This window comes from Streptomyces sp. NPDC013157 (assembly GCF_042899865.1).
Taxonomy (GTDB): Bacteria; Actinomycetota; Actinomycetes; order Streptomycetales; family Streptomycetaceae; genus Streptomyces.
Genome location: NZ_JBIBAK010000017.1, coordinates 256,304 through 273,402 on the forward strand (window position 1 = coordinate 256,304; position 17,099 = coordinate 273,402).

A 17,099-nucleotide genomic window follows, 5' to 3' on the forward strand; every position below is an offset into this window, starting at 1 on the left:
TGTTGTCGGCCGGCTGCGGGTTGTGTGCGGCTGGTCGCGCAGTTCCTCCCCCAGCCTTCGGCCGGGGGTACCCCCAGCGCCCCTGACGGGGCGCGTCCCCGACGGGCGCTTACAAGTACTGCCACCTGCATAAATGCGGGAGCCTCGGTGATCGTCACTCATTTGGGTGAGATCCAACCCGGACATCGCCTTTTCGGGGCATCCCGTCGACAGAATCGGACCGGCCTTTCGGGGTCGGTCCGTCTGTTCTGTCAGGGCCTACATGGGGGCCATCGGCATGATCCGCATCAAGGCTGGGGTTCCCCGCAGCAGGCGGCCCCGGACGAACTCACGGCCCAGGCGCCGTGCCCTCGCCCTGGGGTTGCCCACGGTGTGGGGCGCCGTCGCGGTCGGCTACAAATTCGGGTGCCCGCTGGCCGAGCAGCACGAGCTCGGTGCGCGGATCGTCACCAGCGCCGTGTTCTTCGCCGTCGGCACCGGGCTGATACTCCATGTCCGCCGTGCCCTGCTAAGGGAGTTGCGGCAGGCCCGCATGGTCGCGGGCGCCGCGCAGAGCGTGCTGCTGCGGCCGTTGCCGCCCCGGCTCGCCGGGCTGAACGTCGCCGCCGCCCAGCTCTCCGCCGACCGGGGCGCGAGCATCGGCGGCGATCTCTACGAGGCCGTCGCCACCGAACACGGCGTACGGGTCGTGATGGGCGACGTACGCGGGCACGGACTGGCGGCGATCGGTACGGTCGCCGCGGTCCTCGGCAGCTTCCGGGAGGCCGCCCACGACGAACCCGAACTGGGCCGGGTACTCGGCCGCCTCGAGCGCGCCCTCGCCCGGCACCTCCGAGAACGAGCCCGGTCCGAGCACCCGTCGAGCGGCCTGGACCCGGACAGTCCGGTGGCCGAGGAGTTCGTCACCCTGCTGCTCCTGGAGATCGCGACAGACGGCGGGCTCAGCGCTTTCAACTGCGGCCATCCATGGCCGTACCTGATCAGTGGGTCAAGGGTCGAACTGCTCTCTCGGGCAGACCCGCTGCCGCCCCTCGGGCCGTTCCCGCTGCCGTCGGACCTCGCCGCTACGTCCTGTGGCCATCTGCTCGCCGACGAGTCCCTGGTCCTGTACACGGACGGTGCCGAAGACGCCCGAGACGCCCGAGGCCGCTTCTTCTCCCTGCCGGAAGCCTTGGCGGCAGCCGTGCGAAGCCGCCCGGTCTCGCCTCAGAGCATCCTCCGTACGGTCTTCACAGGCCTGCTCCAGCACACGGCGGGCCGCCCCACCGACGACATCGCCCTCCTGGTGCTACGCAACGAACGCACGCACCAACATGCCTGCCTGGGGGCGCGGGGAACTGCGCGATCAGCCCCCACCCACCCGCAGCCGACAACGCACGGCTAGTCCCCGCACGTCGACCGAGCCAACGGCCAGGCCACCGCACTGTACGAGGGGGAGCCGGCGGCCCGGCCGGCCTCTTGCGAGGCAATTCAGTCAACCGGCCCGACACGCTCCGCGACAGTGCGCGCACGCTGAGGATTCGCGCACTTCGTTCACACCCCGTGTGAACGCACCCGCACTACGCTGACGGCACCAGGCCACTCGGGGGGCATCCATGCAGCCCAACTCTCTGCTCGACGCGATCCTGGACGAGGCGGGGATCTCGCACGCCGGACTCGCCGCCCACGTCAACCAGGCGGGCCGGGCCCGCGGACTCTCGCTGCGCTACGAACACACCGCCGTCGCCCGGTGGCTGAAGGGCCAGCGACCGCGCGGCCAGGTGCCCGACCTGATCTGCGAGGTGCTCGCGGCCCGCCTGCACCGGCCGGTCACCCTCGACGACATCGGCCTCGGCGTACCCGGCGAGCCCAGCGTCCCGCACGCCACCTCGCTCTCCGGCTTCGTCGAACGGGCCACCGCCCTGTGGCGCTCCGACGAACAGCAGCGCCCGCACATACTCGGCGCCCCCGCCGTCACCGGCACGCCCGCCGTGATGCCGGTGTGGGAGTGGGAGAACCCTCCGGAGGACGTCGACGTCTCGCGCGGCGGGCGGCACCGGGTCACCCCGGCCGACCTGGAGATGCTGCGCGCCGCCCGGGCGCACTACGAGCAGATGTACCGCAAGGCCGGCGGCATGGCCACCCGCACCCGGATCGTCGGCTTCCTCAACGCCGAGGCGGCGCCGCTGCTGCGCGGCAGCTACACGGATGCCACGGGCCGCCAACTGCACCGTGCCACCGGGGGACTGGTGGCGATCGCCGGTATCTGCGCCTACGACTCCGACGCCCACGGCCTCGCCCAGCGCTACTTCCACCAGGCGCTGCGCCTGTCGAAGGCCAGCGGTGACCGGGGACTCGGCGCGTACGTCATCGCGCTCCTCGTCAACCAGGCGCTGTTCATGCGGGAGTTCCGGCAGGCCGTCGCGTTCGCGGAGGCCGCGTTGCGCACCGCGGGCAAGCACATCACCCCCGCCCTCGCCTCCGATCTCTACGCGATGCAGGCCAAGGCGTACGCCCACCTCGGCGACGGCACGAGCGCGCTGTCCTGCATCCGACGGGCCGAGACGGCCGCCGAACGCATCCGGCGGGGCCACGAGCCCGACGAGACCGGCTATGTCCAGCCCGGCCTGGTCAACGTGCAGGTGGCCGAGGCGCTGCTCAGCCTCGGTGAACTCGCCGCCGCTCGGGAGCATGCCGCGGCCGCCGTCGACAACCCCGCCCACGACCGGGGGCGGGTGCACCGGCTCGCCATGCTGAGCACCATCGAACTGCGCCAGGGAAACGCCGAGAACGCGGTGGCCACGGCCGTTCAGATGGCCGAGCAGGCCCGCGGGATGGAGTCCCAGCGCCTGCGCGACAGACTCCGCGCGGTACGCGAGCACCTGGTGCGCAGCGGCGGTGCCGGAACCGCCGAGGCCGCCGAGTTGATCGACGGCGCACTGCGCGTACCGCTCTAGGCGCGGTAGGCCTTCAGAGCCGCTGCTGCGATATTGCCACTTACTCGGCGGAAGGTGGCAGAACCGTGCAGTGGACGAAACAGAACGAACAAACTGTCTATGAAAACCGCTGGTTCAGCGTGAATCTCGCTGATGTCGAGCTGCCGGACGGCCGGCACCTCGACCACTTCCTGATACGGCTGCGGCCGGTGGCCGTGGCGACGGTGGTCAACGAGGCGGGCGAGGTCCTCCTCCTGTGGCGCCACCGTTTCATCACCGACAGCTGGGGCTGGGAACTCGCGGCGGGAGTCGTCGAGGACGGCGAGGACATCGCCGTCGCGGCCGCCAGGGAACTGGAGGAGGAGACCGGCTGGCGGCCGGGAACCCTGCACCATCTCATGACCGTGGAGCCGTCCAACGGCCTCACCGACGCCCGGCACCACATCTACTGGTCCGACGAGGGCGAGTACGTCGGACACCCCGTGGACGACTTCGAGTCGGACCGCCGGGAGTGGGTCCCCCTCAAGCTGGTCCCGGACATGATCGCCCGCGGGGAGGTCCCGGCCGCCAACATGGCGGCCGCGTTACTCCTGCTGCACCACATGAGGCTCGCCGACGACCGGAGCGCGCTCTAGCGGCCCAGCGCCTGCCAGACCGTGACGACGAGGGCGCCCAGTGCGGTGAGCGCGGCGAGGGAGGGCAGGGGCCAGCGGGCGTGTTCCAGCGAGGCCAGGCGGGTGTTGAGCTCGTCCAGTTCCTTGGCGGTCTCCTTGGTGCGGTGGCTGAGCAGGTTCAGCCCTCCCTCGACCTGGGCGTAGGCCACATCGAGGCGACGACGTAACTCTGCGAGTTCTCCTTGGACCACGGGATGCTCCGGTTCGGTGGCCACGGGTCCGCTCCTTTGCGTGATCGAGGGTGTTGTTCCGCATCCCTTTGCATGCGCATGAAGAGTGAACTCGCCTGGTGAGCGCGTGGGGAGAGTGTGCGAAGGGCATATGCGTGCCCGCGGTGCACACGGAGTGTGAAACACACGGGCCCGGCACCGAAGCAGGTGCCGGGCCCGTGGAGCGTCGCTCCCTGTAGTCAGCCGGGTGGGACAGCCGGGTGTGATCAGCCGTACGTGTAGAAGCCCGAGCCGGTCTTCCGCCCCAGCCGCCCCGCCTCGACCATCCGCTGGAGCAGCGGGGGAGCGGCGTACAGCGGCTCCTTGTACTCGGCGTACATGCTGTTCGCGATGGAGACGATGGTGTCCAGGCCGATCAGGTCGGACAGCTTCAGCGGGCCCATCGGGTGCGCGCAGCCCATCTCCATGCCGTTGTCGATGTCCTCGCGGCTCGCGATGCCGGACTCGAACATCCGGATGGAGGAGAGCAGGTACGGCACCAGCAGCGCGTTGACCACGAAGCCGGAGCGGTCCTGGGCGCGGATCGCGTGCTTGCCGAGCACCTTCTCGGCGAACATCTGGGCGCGGCTGAGGGTGCCCTCGGAGGTGGTGAGCGCCGGGATCAGCTCCACCAGCTTCTGCACCGGGGCCGGGTTGAAGAAGTGGATGCCGACGACGTGGTCGGGGCGGGAGGTGGCGACGGCCAGCTTCACCAGCGGGATCGAGGAGGTGTTGGAGGCCAGGATCGCGTCCGGGCGGGTCACCACCTGGTCGAGCACCTGGAAGATCTCCGTCTTCACCTGCTCGTTCTCGACGACGGCCTCGATCACCAGGTCACGGTCGGCGAACTCGCCGAGGTCCGTGGTGAAGCTGAGCCGGGCGAGCGTGGCGTCCCGCTCCTCCTCGCTGATCTTGCCGCGCTCGGCGGCCTTGGCCAGGGAGTTGTGCAGCCGGGTGCGGCCGATCTCCAGGGCCTCACCGGTGGTCTCGGCGACCCGCACGTCCAGTCCGGCGCGGGCGGCGACCTCGGCGATGCCCGCTCCCATCTGGCCGCAGCCCACGACTCCGACCTTCTCGATGTCGGTCACATCGTCCCCTTCGCTGATCTACGAGCGGCCGGCAGGACCTCCGATCCGGCGCCTGCTCCGTTCGAGCACGTTACCCGTAAGTATCGATGATCGATCGTCCGGGTGCGGGCATCCTGTGCCGCGGAGGCGATCCGTGACCTCGCGGATCCGGAGAGTGAGAGGCTCTTACGATGGCACGAGTGTCTCGCAGGGCGTTCGCGTTGGCGGCCCTGTCCGTGCTGGCCTCGGCGGCACCCGGCGCGGCCGCGCCGTCGGGACGGCCACCGCGCCGGGCGGTCACCGAGATGCGCGGCATGTGGCTCGCGACCGTCTCCAACCGTGACTGGCCCTCCCGCACCGGACTGTCGGGGTCCGCCCAGCGCAAGGAGCTGACCGCCCTCCTCGACCAGGCGGTCGACCACCGGCTCAACGCCGTGATGTTCCAGGTACGGCCCACCGCCGACGCGTTCTGGCCCTCGCCCTACGAGCCCTGGTCGCAATATCTCACCGGCACCCAGGGCAAGGACCCCGGCTGGGACCCGCTGGGCACCGCCGTCGAGGAGGCCCACGCCCGGGGCCTGCAACTGCACGCCTGGTTCAACCCCTACCGGATCGCCAACCACACCGACCCGGGCAAGCTGGTCGCCTCTCACCCGGCCCGCAAACACCCGGACTGGGTGGTGCGGTACGGCGGCAAGCTCTACTACAACCCGGGCATCCCGGCCGTCCGTGCCTTCGTGGAGCAGGCGATCCTCGACGCGGTCGCCAAGTACCCCGTGGACGCGGTCCACTTCGACGACTACTTCTACCCGTACCCGGTGGCCGGCCAGACCTTCGACGACGACGACGCGTACGACACCCACGGCGGCGACTTCTCGTCCCGGGCGGCCTGGCGGCGGGACAACATCGACAAGCTGGTCACCGAGACCGCCGCCGGGGTGAGCAAGCTGCGGCCCGGCACCCGGTTCGGGATCAGCCCGTTCGCGGTGTGGCGCAACGCCGCCACCGACTCCCGCGGCTCCGACACCAAGGCGGGCGTCGAGACGTACGACGACCTGTACGCGGACACCCGGAAATGGGTGCAGAAGAACTGGATCGACTACATCGTCCCGCAGGCGTACTGGCAGATCGGCAACACCGCCGCCGACTACGCCAAGGTGGTCGACTGGTGGGCGGACGTGGCCAAGGGATCCGGGACGCGGCTCTACATCGGCGAGGCGCTGTACCAGGCCGGGGCCGCCGGTGCCGCCGCGGCCTGGCAGGACCCGGCCGAGCTGTCCCGGCACCTCACCCTGGCCGGTCGGTACGCGCAGGTCGGCGGGCATGTGTACTTCGCCGCGAAGGACGTTTCCGCCGACCGGATCGGGGCGCTCGCCCGGGTGGTCGCCGACCACTACAAGCAGCCGGCGACCCCACCGAGCTGACCTGCGCCCCGCAGGGGCGCTGGGGGTCCCCCGGCCGAAGGCTGGGGGAGGAACTGCGCGCCCGGCCACAACGGCGCCGCAGCCAACCGACGGCCCGTCGCGGCACTACCAGCGGAGCGCTACCGCTGTTCGTGGATCTCCCGGTGCCTGACCTGACAGTCGGGACCGGGGGACATGATGGCCTCGTGCCCGTCCTCGAAGCGGACCCGGTAGGGCGGGGTGCCCTCGGGACCGAGTACCTGGACGACTTCCGAGACCTGGTCGTGCTGTCCGACCACCCTGCCGTGCTGGACAAGCTGGTCGCCCTCGGATGCACGCATCTCCAGGGCCTCCTCACGATCGCGATCGTTGGGTGACGGCGATGCACACGAGCACGGCGGCGGCCGTGAGTGGAGCGGCCGCGGTGAGGTGCTCGCCCAGCAGCAGCACCGACCACACCAGTGTGAGCAGCGGCTGGGCCAACTGCAACTGGCTGGCCTTCGGAATGCCGACGGCCGCCATCCCCCGGTACCAGACCACCAGACCGAGGAACTGCGATCCCGCCGCCACCCACAGCACACCGGCCACCCCGTGCGCGTTCCAGACGACCGGCTCGTACGACAGCGCGATCACGGCGGCCGGCACGGTCAGCGGCAGGCAGCCCACCAGCGCCCAGCCGATGACCTGCCAGCCCGGCATGACCCGGGCCAGCCGGCCGCCCTCGGTGTAGCCGGCCGCGCACACCACGAGGGCCGCGAACAGATAACCGTCCGCGGAGGTGAGCGCCCCGCCGCTCTGGGCGACCGTGAACGCCAGCACGGCAGCCGCACCCGCCAGGGCCGCCGCCCAGAAGGTACGGGAGGGGCGGATGCCCATGCGCAGGGCCGAGAAGAGGGCGGTGGTCAGCGGGAGCAGGCCGACCACGACGGCCGCGTGCGAGGTGGTGGAGGTCTCCAGGGCGAGCGTGGTCAGCATCGGGAAGCCGAGCACGACCCCGGCCGCGACGACCGCCAGCCCCGCCCAGTGCCTGCGCTCGGGCAGCCGTACCCGCAGGAACAGCAGGCAGCAGCCCGCCATGGCCGCCGCGAGCACGCTGCGCACCGCCACCAGCGCCCACGGCCCGAAGCCCTCCAGTCCCCAGGCCGTGGCCGGGAAGGTGAGCGAGAAGGCGACGACGCCGAGCGCGGCCTGGAGGGTGCCGAGCCGTTGGGAGGAGTGGGCGGCCGGGGAGGTGGCCGGGGGAGTGCCCGGGGCGTCGACCGGTGGCGTGCCGACCGCTATCGAAGTCGGGCTGGTAGCGCTACTCTCTACTTTCATGCAAGAGCGTAGCAGTGTCGCGGAACTGGCGGAACGGCTGCGGCGGGACCTCGACCGCTACTCTCCTGGTGGAAAGCTCCCGTCGAGCCGGGCCCTCGTCGAGCGGTTCCGGGTGAGCCCGGTGACCGTCTCCCGGGCGCTGGCCCAGCTGGTCGCGGAGGGGCTGGTCGTCACCCGGCCGGGCGCCGGCGCGTTCAAGGCGCCGCCGCGCAGCGCGGCCGAGCCCACCGGGGACACCTCCTGGCAGGAGGTGGCGCTCAGCGCCGACGGCGCCCTCGACGTGGTCCCGCGGACCGTCGACGCGTCCGGGGTCACCGTGTGCCTCGCCGCCCCGCCGCCCGGCGTGCTGGAACTCAGCGGCGGCTACCTGCACGCCTCCCTGGAGCCCGAGCGCGCGATGGCGGCGGCGCTGGCGCGGGCCGGCCGCCGTCCCGGCGCCTGGGGCCGGCCGCCGCTCGAAGGCCTCCCCGAGCTGCGCGAGTGGTTCGCGCGGGACATCGGCGGCGCGGTCACCGCGGCCGAGGTGCTGATCGCGTCCGGCGGCCAGTCCGCCCTGGCCACCGCCCTGCGCGCACTCGCCCCGCCCGGTGCCCCGGTCCTGGTCGAGTCGCCCACCTACCCCGGCATGCTCGCCATCGCCCGCGCCGCCGGCCTCCGCCCGGTCCCGGTCCCGGTCGACCCCGACGGTGTGAAGCCCGCCCTCCTCGCCGATGCCTTCCGGGCCACCGGCGCCCGGGTCTTCGTCTGCCAGCCCCTCTTCCAGAACCCGACCGGCGCCGTCCTGGCCCCCGACCGCCGCGCCGAGGTGCTGCGCATCGCCCGCGAGGCCGGCGCGTTCGTGATCGAGGACGACTACGTGCGACGGCTGGTGCACGCCGACGCCGGCCCGCTGCCCCGCCCGCTGGCGTCCGACGACCCCGACGGCGTCGTCGTCCACGTCGGCTCGCTCACCAAGGCCACCTCGCCGAGCTTCCGGGTGGCCGCGCTGGCCGCCCGCGGCCCGGTCCTGGAACGGCTGCGCGCCATCCAGATCGTCGACACCTTCTTCGTCCCCCGCCCGCTCCAGGAGGCCGCCCTCGAACTCGTCGGCTCCCCGGCCTGGCCCCGCCACCTGCGCAACCTCGCCGCGGAGCTGAAGGCCCGCCGCGACACCCTCACCGGCGCCCTCGCCCACCACATCCCCGAACTCGTCCTCCCGCACATCCCCTCCGGGGGCTACCACCTCTGGCCGCGCCTGCCCGACGGCACCGACGACACCACCCTGACCGCCGCCGCCCTGCGGGCCGGGGTCGCCATCACCCCCGGCCGCCCGTACTTCAGCGCCGAGGCCCCGGCCGCCCACGTCCGCCTGAGCTTCGCCGCGGTCGCGGGGGCCGGGGAGATCCTGGAGGGGGTACGACGGCTGCGGGCCGCGTGCGACGAGGTGCTGCGTCCCAGGCCCTGAAATCCGATCGACGCCGCGCGCCCGACCGGCGAGGATCCCCGCATGAGCGACGCACCCGGCCTCCCCGAGGGCTACGAGTTCTCCGCCGACACCGACCGCGTGGACGTCGAGCGTGTCCACCGCTGGCTGTCGACCGACGCCTACTGGGCGACCGGCCGCCCGCTGGACCAGCAGGAGCGCGCGATGGCGGGCTCGCTCAACTTCGGGGTCTACGACACCGCCACCGGGGAGCAGGTGGCGTACGCGCGCGTGGTGACCGACCATGCGCTGTTCGCCTGGCTCTGCGACGTCTATGTCGACCCCTCGGTGCGCGGCAAGGGCGTCGGTACGGCGATGGTCGGCGCGGTCCGCGAGCACCTGCGGCCGTCTGGCGTGCGACGCGTGCTGCTGGCCACGCACGACGCCCACGGGGTCTACGAGAAGCTCGGATTTGCCCCGCTCGAACGCCCGGACCAGTGGATGGCGCTGTACTACACGTCGCCCGAGTGACATTCCGGCCGACTTGTCGGACTCCTCCTGACCTTTGAGTAACATTTCCTCCACGTCCGCCAACTCACCGCCCAATCGCCCTTGACCTGCGCACATGCGCGTCACACCATCGCCGCATGCCACTTCGGGTCACGTTCGTCGCGTCCGCGCGCAGCTCGCCGCTGCTCGCGGAGCGCTTCCAGGACGACCGCCCGCTGGACCAGGCGGGCTGGGGCGAGGTGCAGCGCGTCGCCGGTGAGCTGCTGCCTCTCGCTGCGGCGGAGCTGCGCTACTGCTCGCCGACTCCGCGCAGTCGCGCGACCGGCGACGCCCTGGGGTACGCCCCGCTGGTCCAGCTCGCGCTGCGCGACTGCGACATGGGCCGCTGGCGCGGGCTGACGCTGGGCGAGGCGATGGCCAGGGAGCCGGACCAGGTGGACGCCTGGCTCTCCGACCCGCTCGGTGCCCCGCACGGTGGCGAGTCGCTGCTGGCGTTCATCACCCGGGTCGGCGGCTGGCTCGACACCCGCCCCGTGGGCGACGGCGACCGTATCGTCGCCGTCGCCGAGCCCTCGGTGATCCGGGCCGCCCTCGTCTACGCCCTCAAGGCACCGCCCGCGACCTACTGGAACATCGACGTACGCCCGCTCTCCACGACCACGGTCACGGGCCGCGGCGGCCGCTGGAACCTGCGCTTCGACCCGGCGTCGACTCAGACCTCCCACACGTAGGCGCTCCGCTGGGGGCGCCGAGTTCGGCCGTCGGCCGTCGGCGGCGCCGTCGTGGCTGGTCGCGCAGTTCCCCGCGCCCCTTCGGGGCGCGCTGAAGTGCAGGGGCGCTGTCTTGGAGGTGCTGGGTTGGGTTGTCGGTCGGCTGCGGCGTTGTTGTGGCTGGTCGCGCAGTTCCCCGCGCCCCTTCGGGGGCGCACTGAAGGGGCGCTCAGTGCCGGCGTGTGTAGTCGGTTGTGAGGAGCAAGTCCTTTGTCGGGCCGGCCACGCGCCACACCGTGTGCCAGTGGTCGGGATCCTGGACGGTGAACTCGCCGCGGTAGAGGTCGGCGGCGCAGGGGTGGTCGGCGATGTGCCGGCCCGTGGTCAGGTCCAGGTCGTGGAAGGGGCGGTCGTCGGCGAAGCGTACGTCGGCCGTGCCGGGGCGGTGGCCGGGCAGGAAGCGCAGGGTGCGTTCGGCGGGCCGGGTCACGCCCTGCCAGGTGAACGTGCCCGACTCCTCGTGCAGCAGGCCGCCGCCGTCAAGGGGCCGGAACAGCGTGGCCCCCTCGAAGCGGCCCTCGGCCCCGCTCGCCAGATCCCGCACGGTCCGGTCCACCCGCCACCGCCCGGCCAGGTGAGCCAGGACGTCCGCCACCGGCCAGAACTCGCCCACGGTCATCCCTTCGTCGGCTCCCGAGCCTACGCCGCGCCGACCCCCGGCCGAGGGCACCATTGACGCGCTCATGCCCCTTCCATATCTTGCCGTTCGAAGTGCTGACAGTTGTTCGATATCTCGAATAGCACGAATGGCGTAATTCTCCTCACGAGCCGCGGAGTATCCATGTCACGCACCACGCGCACCCGGCTGGGACTCGGCCTGGGTGCAAGCGCTTTCCTGCTCGCCGCCGGTCTCCTCCCGGCCCCCGCCCACGCAGAGGACGTCACCGACTACTCGATCACCGTCGATCCGGCCGCTCAGGGCGCCAAGATCGACAAGACGATGTACGGCGTCTTCTTCGAGGACATCAACCGTGCCGCCGACGGCGGCCTGTACGCGGAGCTGGTCCAGAACAGGTCCTTCGAGTACACGGCCGACGACAACAAGTCCTACACTCCGCTCACCGCGTGGACGGTCACCGGCACCGCCCAGGTCGTCAACGACGACGGCCGGCTGAACGCCCGTAACCGCGACTACCTGTCCCTGTCCGCCGGTTCGGCCGTCACCAACTCCGGCTACAACACCGGCATCCGCGTCGAGGACGGCAAGAAGTACGACTTCTCGGTCTGGGCCCGCGCGGACAGCGGTACGGCCCTCACGGTCGGCCTCTCGGACTCCGGCGGCACGCTCGCCACCGCCCGCCGGGTGGCCGTGAAGAAGCACGGGTGGGCCCGGTACAAGGCGACCTTCACCGCCACCCGGACCAGCTCCGACGGCCGCCTCACCGTGGCGAGTTCCGGTGCCGCCGCCCTCGACATGGTCTCCCTCTTCCCGCGCGACACCTACAAGCACGAGCCCAACGGCCTGCGCAAGGACCTCGCCGAGAAGATCGCCGCCCTGCACCCGGGCTTCGTCCGCTTCCCCGGCGGCTGTCTGGTCAACACCGGCTCGATGCAGGACTACAGCGAGGCCTCCGGCTACCAGCGCAAGCGGTCGTACCAGTGGAAGGACACCGTCGGCCCGGTCGAGACCCGCGCCACCAACGCCAACTTCTGGGGTTACAACCAGAGTTACGGCCTCGGCTACTACGAGTACTTCCGCTTCGCCGAGGACATCGGCGCCATGCCGCTGCCCGTGGTCCCGGCCCTGGTCACCGGTTGCGGCCAGAACCAGGCCGTCGACGACGACGCGCTGCTCGAGCGGCACATCCAGGACACCCTCGACCTCATCGAGTTCGCCAACGGCCCGGTCACGTCGAAATGGGGCGCGCTGCGCGCCCGCATGGGGCACCCCAAGCCCTTCCACCTCACCCACATCGAGGTCGGCAACGAGGAGAACCTGCCCCAGCAGTTCTTCGCCCGCTTCACCCGGTTCCGGACCGCCATCCAGGCGAAGTACCCCTACATGCGGGTCATCTCCAACTCCGGCCCGGACGACTCCGGCACGACCTTCGACACGGCCTGGCAGCTCAACAAGGACGCCAAGGTCGACATGGTCGACGAGCACTACTACAACAGCCCGCAGTGGTTCCTGCAGAACAACGACCGCTACGACTCCTACGACCGGAGCGGACCGAAGGTCTTCGTCGGCGAGTACGCCTCCGGCGGCAACACCTTCAAGAACGGGCTCGCCGAGGCCGCCTACATGACCGGCCTCGAACGCAACGCGGACGTCGTGAAACTGGCCTCCTACGCCCCGCTGTTCGCCAACGAGGACTACGTCCAGTGGAGCCCGGACATGGTGTGGTTCAACAACCACGCCTCCTGGGGCTCGGCGAACTACGAGGTCCAGAAGCTGTTCATGAACAACGTCGGTGACCAGGTGGTGCCGAGCACGGCCACCACCACACCGAACGTCAGCGGCCCCATCACCGGCGCCGTCGGCCTGTCCACCTGGAACACCAGCGCCGCCTACGACGACGTGAAGGTCACGGACGCCGACGGGAACACGCTGCTCACCGACGACTTCTCCGGTGACGCGTCGCAGTGGACGCACACGGGCGGCGGCAGCTGGGCGGTCCAGGACGGGCAGTACGTCGAGACCTCCGACACTGCCGAGAACACGATGGTCTCCGCCGGTGACACCAACTGGCACGACTACGACCTGCACGTGACGGCCACCAAGAAGTCCGGCAAGGAGGGCTTCCTCGTCGCCTTCGGCGTCAAGGACACCGGCAACTACTACTGGTGGAACATCGGCGGCTGGAACAACACCCAGACCGCGGTCGAGCAGGCCGTCGACGGCGGCAAGTCCACGCTGATCGCCAAGCCGGGGTCGGTCGACACCGGCCGTGCCTATGACGTCGGCATCAAGGTGCGGGGCCGTCAGGTGACCCTGTACCTCGACGGGCAGGAGTGGGGCAGCTTCACCGACGACAAGCCGGCCGAGCCGTTCCGGCAGGTCGTCACCGAGGACAGGAAGACCGGCGACCTGATCGTCAAGGTCGTCAACGCCCAGTCGGCGGCGGCCCGTACGGCCGTCGACCTCGGCGGCGCCGAGGTCGCCAAGAAGGCCAAGGTGACCACCCTCGCGGCGGCGCCCGGCGCGGTGAACACGGAGGCGTCCACCGCGGTCGCCCCCGTCACGTCCACCCTCACCGGGGTCGCGGACACGTTCACCTACACCTTCCCGGCGAACTCGATCACCTTCCTGCGGATCAGGCGGAAGTAGCGTCCGGCGTGGGCTGCTGTCCGACCGGCAGCAGTCCACGCTCGGTAAAGACCCTCTTCGCGGTGAAGGTGGCGTTCAGGGCCTTGGGGAAACCGCAGTACCCGGCGGAGTGCAGCAGGGCCTCGACGATCTGCTCGGGCGTGAGGCCCACGTTGAGGGCCGCGTTGACGTGCACCTCCAGTTGGGGCTCGCAGCCGCCCAATGCGGTGAGCATGCCCAGCGTCACCAACTGCCGGTCCCGGGGCGAGAGTTCCGGGCGGGCGTAGATCTCGCCGAAGCCCCAGGCGACGATCTGGTGGCCCAGCTCGGGGCTGACGTCGGCCAGCGAGTCGATGACCCGCTGCCCGGCCTCGCCGTCGACCTTCCGCAGGACCTCCAGGCCGTGGGCGAAACGTTCTTCGCGCGTGGTGCTCTCGCTCATGTCAGCTCTTCCGTTCTCCTCGGATCCGGTCACGACCAGAAGAACGCTAGGAGTTGGAGCGTGCTCCAGGTCAAGCCCGTTTCCGCGGTCACCCCAGTGCGCGCAGCGCGGCGACCTGTTCGTCGAGGTGGCGCCGGGTCCAGGCGGCGTGGTCGCCGGCGTAGCCGCGGGGGCCGCACTCCACGACCAGGATCAAACCCAGGTAGAGGTCGTACAGGGCGAGCCGATGGCGCAGTGCGGGGGGAGAAGTCGAGGTGGCCGCCCGCCGCCCGGTACCCGGCCACCAGGTCGCTGTCCGGGCCGGTGTCCCCGCCGAACGCCAGGGAGACCAGTTCGGCGGCCGGGTCGCCCCAGAACGCCCGTTCGTGGTCGATGAGGCCGGTGATCCGGGGCGTGTCCGCCCGGTCGTCGACGAAGATGTTGCCCGGCCAGAGGTCGAAGTGGACGAGCCTGGGCTCCGTGACCTCGTCGAGGGCCGGGCCGCCCTCGGCCACCAGGCTCCGTATCCCGGCGGCGGGTACCCCGAGGTCGGCGTCCCAGCGGGCCGCGTCCGCCAGCAGGGCGTCCACCATGGCCGTGAAGGCGGTCCGCCAGTCGGCGGCGGACAGCTCCGCCTCGGGAGCCGGATAGCCGTACCGGCCGTCCTCGGAGGTCAGGGTGTGCAGCCGGGCGGTGATCGCGCCCAGCTCGTGGCGCAGCGCCGAGGCGGTGGCGGGCGGGAGATGCTCGGCAGCCTTGTCCCAAGGGGTGCCCGCCAGCACGGAGACGGCCAGGAACTCGTCTCCCCCGAAGAGCAGTTCGGGGGCCGGTACCGCTCCGGCGGCCAGTCCGGCCAGGCGCCGGTAGACCAGGGCCTCGGTCGCCATGATGCCGCGCTCGTAGCGGAGCACGGGAGCCTCGGCGGGCGGCGCGAGCTTCACCACGGCCGGGCGTCCGTCGTCGAGGCGGACCCGGTAGGCGCTGTTGAACCAGCCGTCGGTCAGCTCCTCCTCCAGCCGGCAGCCGACGCCCGTCGCCTCCCGGAGGAGGGCGTCGAGTCCGGCGGCGGACAGGCGGCGTTTGGTCAGGCTCTGCATGCGGCGACTCGCTCTCGTCCGACGGGGCGGTGCGTGAGGGGCGCTGGGAGCGCGTGGGAGCGCTCCCGAAGATACGGGATCCGGGTCAGCCGTGATCCCTGCTTCGGATGATCTCCGCGGCTTCGACGAGTTCGCCGAGAACGGTTCGCACCGCCTTGCGGGCCGTCCGCTCCGGGCGGTGCAGTGCGTCGATGTGGCGGTGGGCCTCGATGCCGTCCAGGGGCCTGAGGGTGACGCCCGGGTGCGGGCGGGACGTCCAGCGGGGCATCAGGGCGATCCCGCCGCCCGCGGCGACCACCTCGGCGACCACGGCGATCTCGTTGACGCGGTGCACGATGTCGACCCGGCGCCCGGCCGCCGCCGCGATGGCCTCGACCGTGGCCAGCAGCGGGAAGCCGTCGTGGACGGTGATCCAGGGCTGGCCGGCGACGTCGTGTGCGGTCAGGGCGGGCCGCGCGGCCAGCGGGTGGCCGACGGGCAGGGCGACGTCGAGCGGTTCGCGCAGCAGCGGGGTGGCCGTGGCGGTCCGGGGCCAGGGCGGGGCGTGGTCCAGACGGTGGGCCAGGACCAGGTCGTAGGCGCGGGTCAGCGGCGGGAAGCCGGCCTGGGCCACGTCCTCGTCGTGGAGGGCGAGGCGGGGGGATCCCGGTCCGCCCAGCCGTCGTAGCAGCAGGGGGAAGAACGCGGCGGCTCCGCTGTGGAAGGCGGCCAGCGACACCGTGCCGTCGGGTTCGTCGACGTACGCGTCGATGGTGTGGCGGGCCCGGGCCAGTGCCTTCTCCACGCCGATCGCCGCGTCCGCCAGGGCCTGCCCGGCCGGTGTGAGGATCAGCCGGCGGCCGGCCCGCTCGGTGAGCGGCACCGGGATCGAGCGCTGGAGCAGCCGCAGTTGCTGCGAGATGGCCGAGGGCGTCACCCGCAGCGCCTCGGCGACGGCCGTGACGCTGCCCAGTTCGCCCAGCTCCCGCAGGACCCGCAGCTGCCGTTCGTCCATGGCGTGAGTGTAGCTTCACTAAAGGGTTGGTTGAGAAGGTCGTCGTTTACTTCAACATGCAGGTCGTGGATCGTGGACCGCATGCCAACCACCCGCCGTATCGACGTGGTGCTCCTGGCCGTCGCCGTCGTCTGGGGCTCCAGTTACCTGACGGCGAAGACGGCCACGGACGCCCTTCCCGTTCCGACCGTCCTCTTCGTGCGCTACGCCGTCGCCGCGTTCGCGTGCGCTGCCGTGCTGCGCCGGTTCGGTGCCACCGGCGGCCTCACCCGGGACGAGAAGGTCTACGGCTCCCTGCTCGGCCTCACCCAGGCCGCCGTCCTCGTCCTGGAGACGTACGGTGTCGCCCACACCAGCGCCGGGAACGCGGGCCTGATCATCAGCCTCACCCTCGTCCTCACCCCGGTCCTGGACCGGGTCGGTCTGCCAGGGCGGTTCTTCCTCGCCGCCGGGGTGAGCATGGCCGGTGTCGCAGTGCTCGTCTCCGGCAACGGGCTGCGTGCTCCCGGAGCCGGTGACCTGCTGATGCTCGCCGCGGCCGTGGTCCGCGCGGGGCATGTGGTGCTGGTCGGCAGGGTGGCCGCGGGCCGGGCCCTGCGCCCGCTGCACCTGACCGCCGTACAGTGCGCCGTCGGCGCCGCCCTCTTCCTGCTGCCGGCGGCCCCCGGGCTGCCCGCGCTGGCCCGGACCGGTGCCGTCACCTGGGCGCAGCTCCTTTACCTCTCCCTCTTCTGCGGCCTGTTCGCCTTCATCGCCCAGACCTGGGCGGTCCAGCGCACCTCCGCGACCCGGGCCGGGCTGCTGCTGGGCACCGAACCGGTGTGGGCCCTGCTGGTCGGCACCGCCCTCGGCGGCGAGCCGCTCACCGGACTCTCCGTCCTCGGGGCCGCACTCATCGTCACGGGGACGTACTGGGGTCAAGCCGTCGAACGCGCACATCGCGGACTCTCCGTGGCGGCGGCTGGCAGCGTGGCCCCGCGCGAGGCCCGTACAGGCTCCACACAGGCGAGTTAACCTGCGAAACATTTTCTGGAAAGCTGCTGTTTCCTTTGAAGTCGTGAATTCTTTCCCGT

17 protein-coding genes are annotated in these 17,099 nt (G+C 71.5%); 9 read left to right on the top strand and 8 right to left on the bottom strand.

Annotated features, from left to right (window positions below; translation table 11 throughout):
• The first annotated feature begins 277 nt into the window (after positions 1-277).
• From ACFY6U_RS39835 to ACFY6U_RS39845, 3 genes are all read left to right on the top strand, one after another.
• Complete coding sequence (locus ACFY6U_RS39835) at positions 278-1,384, top strand: PP2C family protein-serine/threonine phosphatase (RefSeq protein ID WP_390046274.1); 1,107 nt, start codon at positions 278-280, stop codon at positions 1,382-1,384.
• A 211-nt stretch (positions 1,385-1,595) separates the two neighbouring features.
• Positions 1,596-2,936, top strand: coding sequence for a transcriptional regulator (locus tag ACFY6U_RS39840; RefSeq protein ID WP_390046275.1), 1,341 nt, complete (start codon positions 1,596-1,598; stop codon positions 2,934-2,936).
• A 65-nt stretch (positions 2,937-3,001) separates the two neighbouring features.
• Complete coding sequence (locus ACFY6U_RS39845) at positions 3,002-3,550, top strand: NUDIX hydrolase (protein ID WP_390046277.1); 549 nt, start codon at positions 3,002-3,004, stop codon at positions 3,548-3,550.
• On the opposite strand, the gene ACFY6U_RS39850 is transcribed toward ACFY6U_RS39845, so the two are convergent.
• The gene (locus ACFY6U_RS39850) at positions 3,547-3,804 is read right to left on the bottom strand and encodes a hypothetical protein (RefSeq protein ID WP_390046279.1); all 258 of its coding nucleotides are present in this window, start codon (positions 3,802-3,804) and stop codon (positions 3,547-3,549) included. The two genes, ACFY6U_RS39845 and ACFY6U_RS39850, sit on opposite strands and share 4 nt — an antisense overlap.
• A gap of 221 nt (positions 3,805-4,025) precedes the next feature.
• The gene (locus ACFY6U_RS39855) at positions 4,026-4,886 is read right to left on the bottom strand and encodes a 3-hydroxybutyryl-CoA dehydrogenase (protein ID WP_390046280.1); all 861 of its coding nucleotides are present in this window, start codon (positions 4,884-4,886) and stop codon (positions 4,026-4,028) included.
• A gap of 170 nt (positions 4,887-5,056) precedes the next feature.
• Here ACFY6U_RS39855 and ACFY6U_RS39860 point away from each other — a divergent pair, with 170 nt between their 5' ends.
• Positions 5,057-6,289, top strand: a complete 1,233-nt coding sequence (locus ACFY6U_RS39860) for a glycoside hydrolase family 10 protein (protein WP_390046282.1) — start codon at positions 5,057-5,059, stop codon at positions 6,287-6,289.
• A 119-nt stretch (positions 6,290-6,408) separates the two neighbouring features.
• Here the strand turns inward: ACFY6U_RS39860 and ACFY6U_RS39865 are convergent, their stop codons facing one another.
• Both ACFY6U_RS39865 and ACFY6U_RS39870 read right to left on the bottom strand, forming a co-directional pair.
• Positions 6,409-6,609: a DUF1918 domain-containing protein gene (locus ACFY6U_RS39865; protein WP_294008207.1), complete on the bottom strand. Its 201-nt coding sequence runs from the start codon at positions 6,607-6,609 to the stop codon at positions 6,409-6,411.
• 13 nt (positions 6,610-6,622) lie between these two features.
• Complete coding sequence (locus tag ACFY6U_RS39870) at positions 6,623-7,585, bottom strand: DMT family transporter (protein ID WP_390046283.1); 963 nt, start codon at positions 7,583-7,585, stop codon at positions 6,623-6,625.
• Between ACFY6U_RS39870 and ACFY6U_RS39875 the strand changes: the two genes are divergently transcribed.
• The 3 genes from ACFY6U_RS39875 (at position 7,584) to ACFY6U_RS39885 (ending at position 10,228) form a co-directional block, all read left to right on the top strand.
• A complete protein-coding gene (locus tag ACFY6U_RS39875; protein ID WP_390046285.1) occupies positions 7,584-9,029 on the top strand; it encodes a PLP-dependent aminotransferase family protein in 1,446 nt (481 codons plus the stop codon). The two genes, ACFY6U_RS39870 and ACFY6U_RS39875, sit on opposite strands and share 2 nt — an antisense overlap.
• A gap of 42 nt (positions 9,030-9,071) precedes the next feature.
• Positions 9,072-9,518: a GNAT family N-acetyltransferase gene (locus ACFY6U_RS39880; protein WP_390046287.1), complete on the top strand. Its 447-nt coding sequence runs from the start codon at positions 9,072-9,074 to the stop codon at positions 9,516-9,518.
• A 116-nt stretch (positions 9,519-9,634) separates the two neighbouring features.
• Positions 9,635-10,228 carry a histidine phosphatase family protein gene (locus ACFY6U_RS39885; RefSeq protein ID WP_390046289.1) on the top strand — a complete coding sequence of 198 codons (594 nt, stop codon included), beginning with the start codon at positions 9,635-9,637 and terminating at the stop codon, positions 10,226-10,228.
• 208 nt (positions 10,229-10,436) lie between these two features.
• Here ACFY6U_RS39885 and ACFY6U_RS39890 read toward each other — a convergent pair whose 3' ends face one another.
• A complete protein-coding gene (locus tag ACFY6U_RS39890) occupies positions 10,437-10,880 on the bottom strand; it encodes a DUF6314 family protein (RefSeq protein WP_390046366.1) in 444 nt (147 codons plus the stop codon).
• 168 nt (positions 10,881-11,048) lie between these two features.
• On the opposite strand from ACFY6U_RS39890, the gene ACFY6U_RS39895 reads away from it, so the two are divergent.
• Positions 11,049-13,535, top strand: coding sequence for an alpha-L-arabinofuranosidase C-terminal domain-containing protein (locus ACFY6U_RS39895; RefSeq protein ID WP_390046291.1), 2,487 nt, complete (start codon positions 11,049-11,051; stop codon positions 13,533-13,535).
• On the opposite strand, the gene ACFY6U_RS39900 is transcribed toward ACFY6U_RS39895, so the two are convergent.
• The 3 genes from ACFY6U_RS39900 to ACFY6U_RS39910 form a co-directional block, all read right to left on the bottom strand.
• The gene (locus tag ACFY6U_RS39900; RefSeq protein ID WP_390046293.1) at positions 13,522-13,956 is read right to left on the bottom strand and encodes a carboxymuconolactone decarboxylase family protein; all 435 of its coding nucleotides are present in this window, start codon (positions 13,954-13,956) and stop codon (positions 13,522-13,524) included. The genes ACFY6U_RS39895 and ACFY6U_RS39900 overlap by 14 nt on opposite strands.
• A 29-nt stretch (positions 13,957-13,985) precedes the next feature.
• A complete protein-coding gene (locus ACFY6U_RS39905) occupies positions 13,986-15,032 on the bottom strand; it encodes a phosphotransferase family protein (RefSeq protein WP_390046294.1) in 1,047 nt (348 codons plus the stop codon).
• A gap of 85 nt (positions 15,033-15,117) precedes the next feature.
• Positions 15,118-16,026 carry a LysR family transcriptional regulator gene (locus tag ACFY6U_RS39910; protein ID WP_390046296.1) on the bottom strand — a complete coding sequence of 303 codons (909 nt, stop codon included), beginning with the start codon at positions 16,024-16,026 and terminating at the stop codon, positions 15,118-15,120.
• A gap of 81 nt (positions 16,027-16,107) precedes the next feature.
• On the opposite strand from ACFY6U_RS39910, the gene ACFY6U_RS39915 reads away from it, so the two are divergent.
• The gene (locus ACFY6U_RS39915) at positions 16,108-17,040 is read left to right on the top strand and encodes a DMT family transporter (protein WP_390046298.1); all 933 of its coding nucleotides are present in this window, start codon (positions 16,108-16,110) and stop codon (positions 17,038-17,040) included.
• Positions 17,041-17,099: the final 59 nt, after the last annotated feature.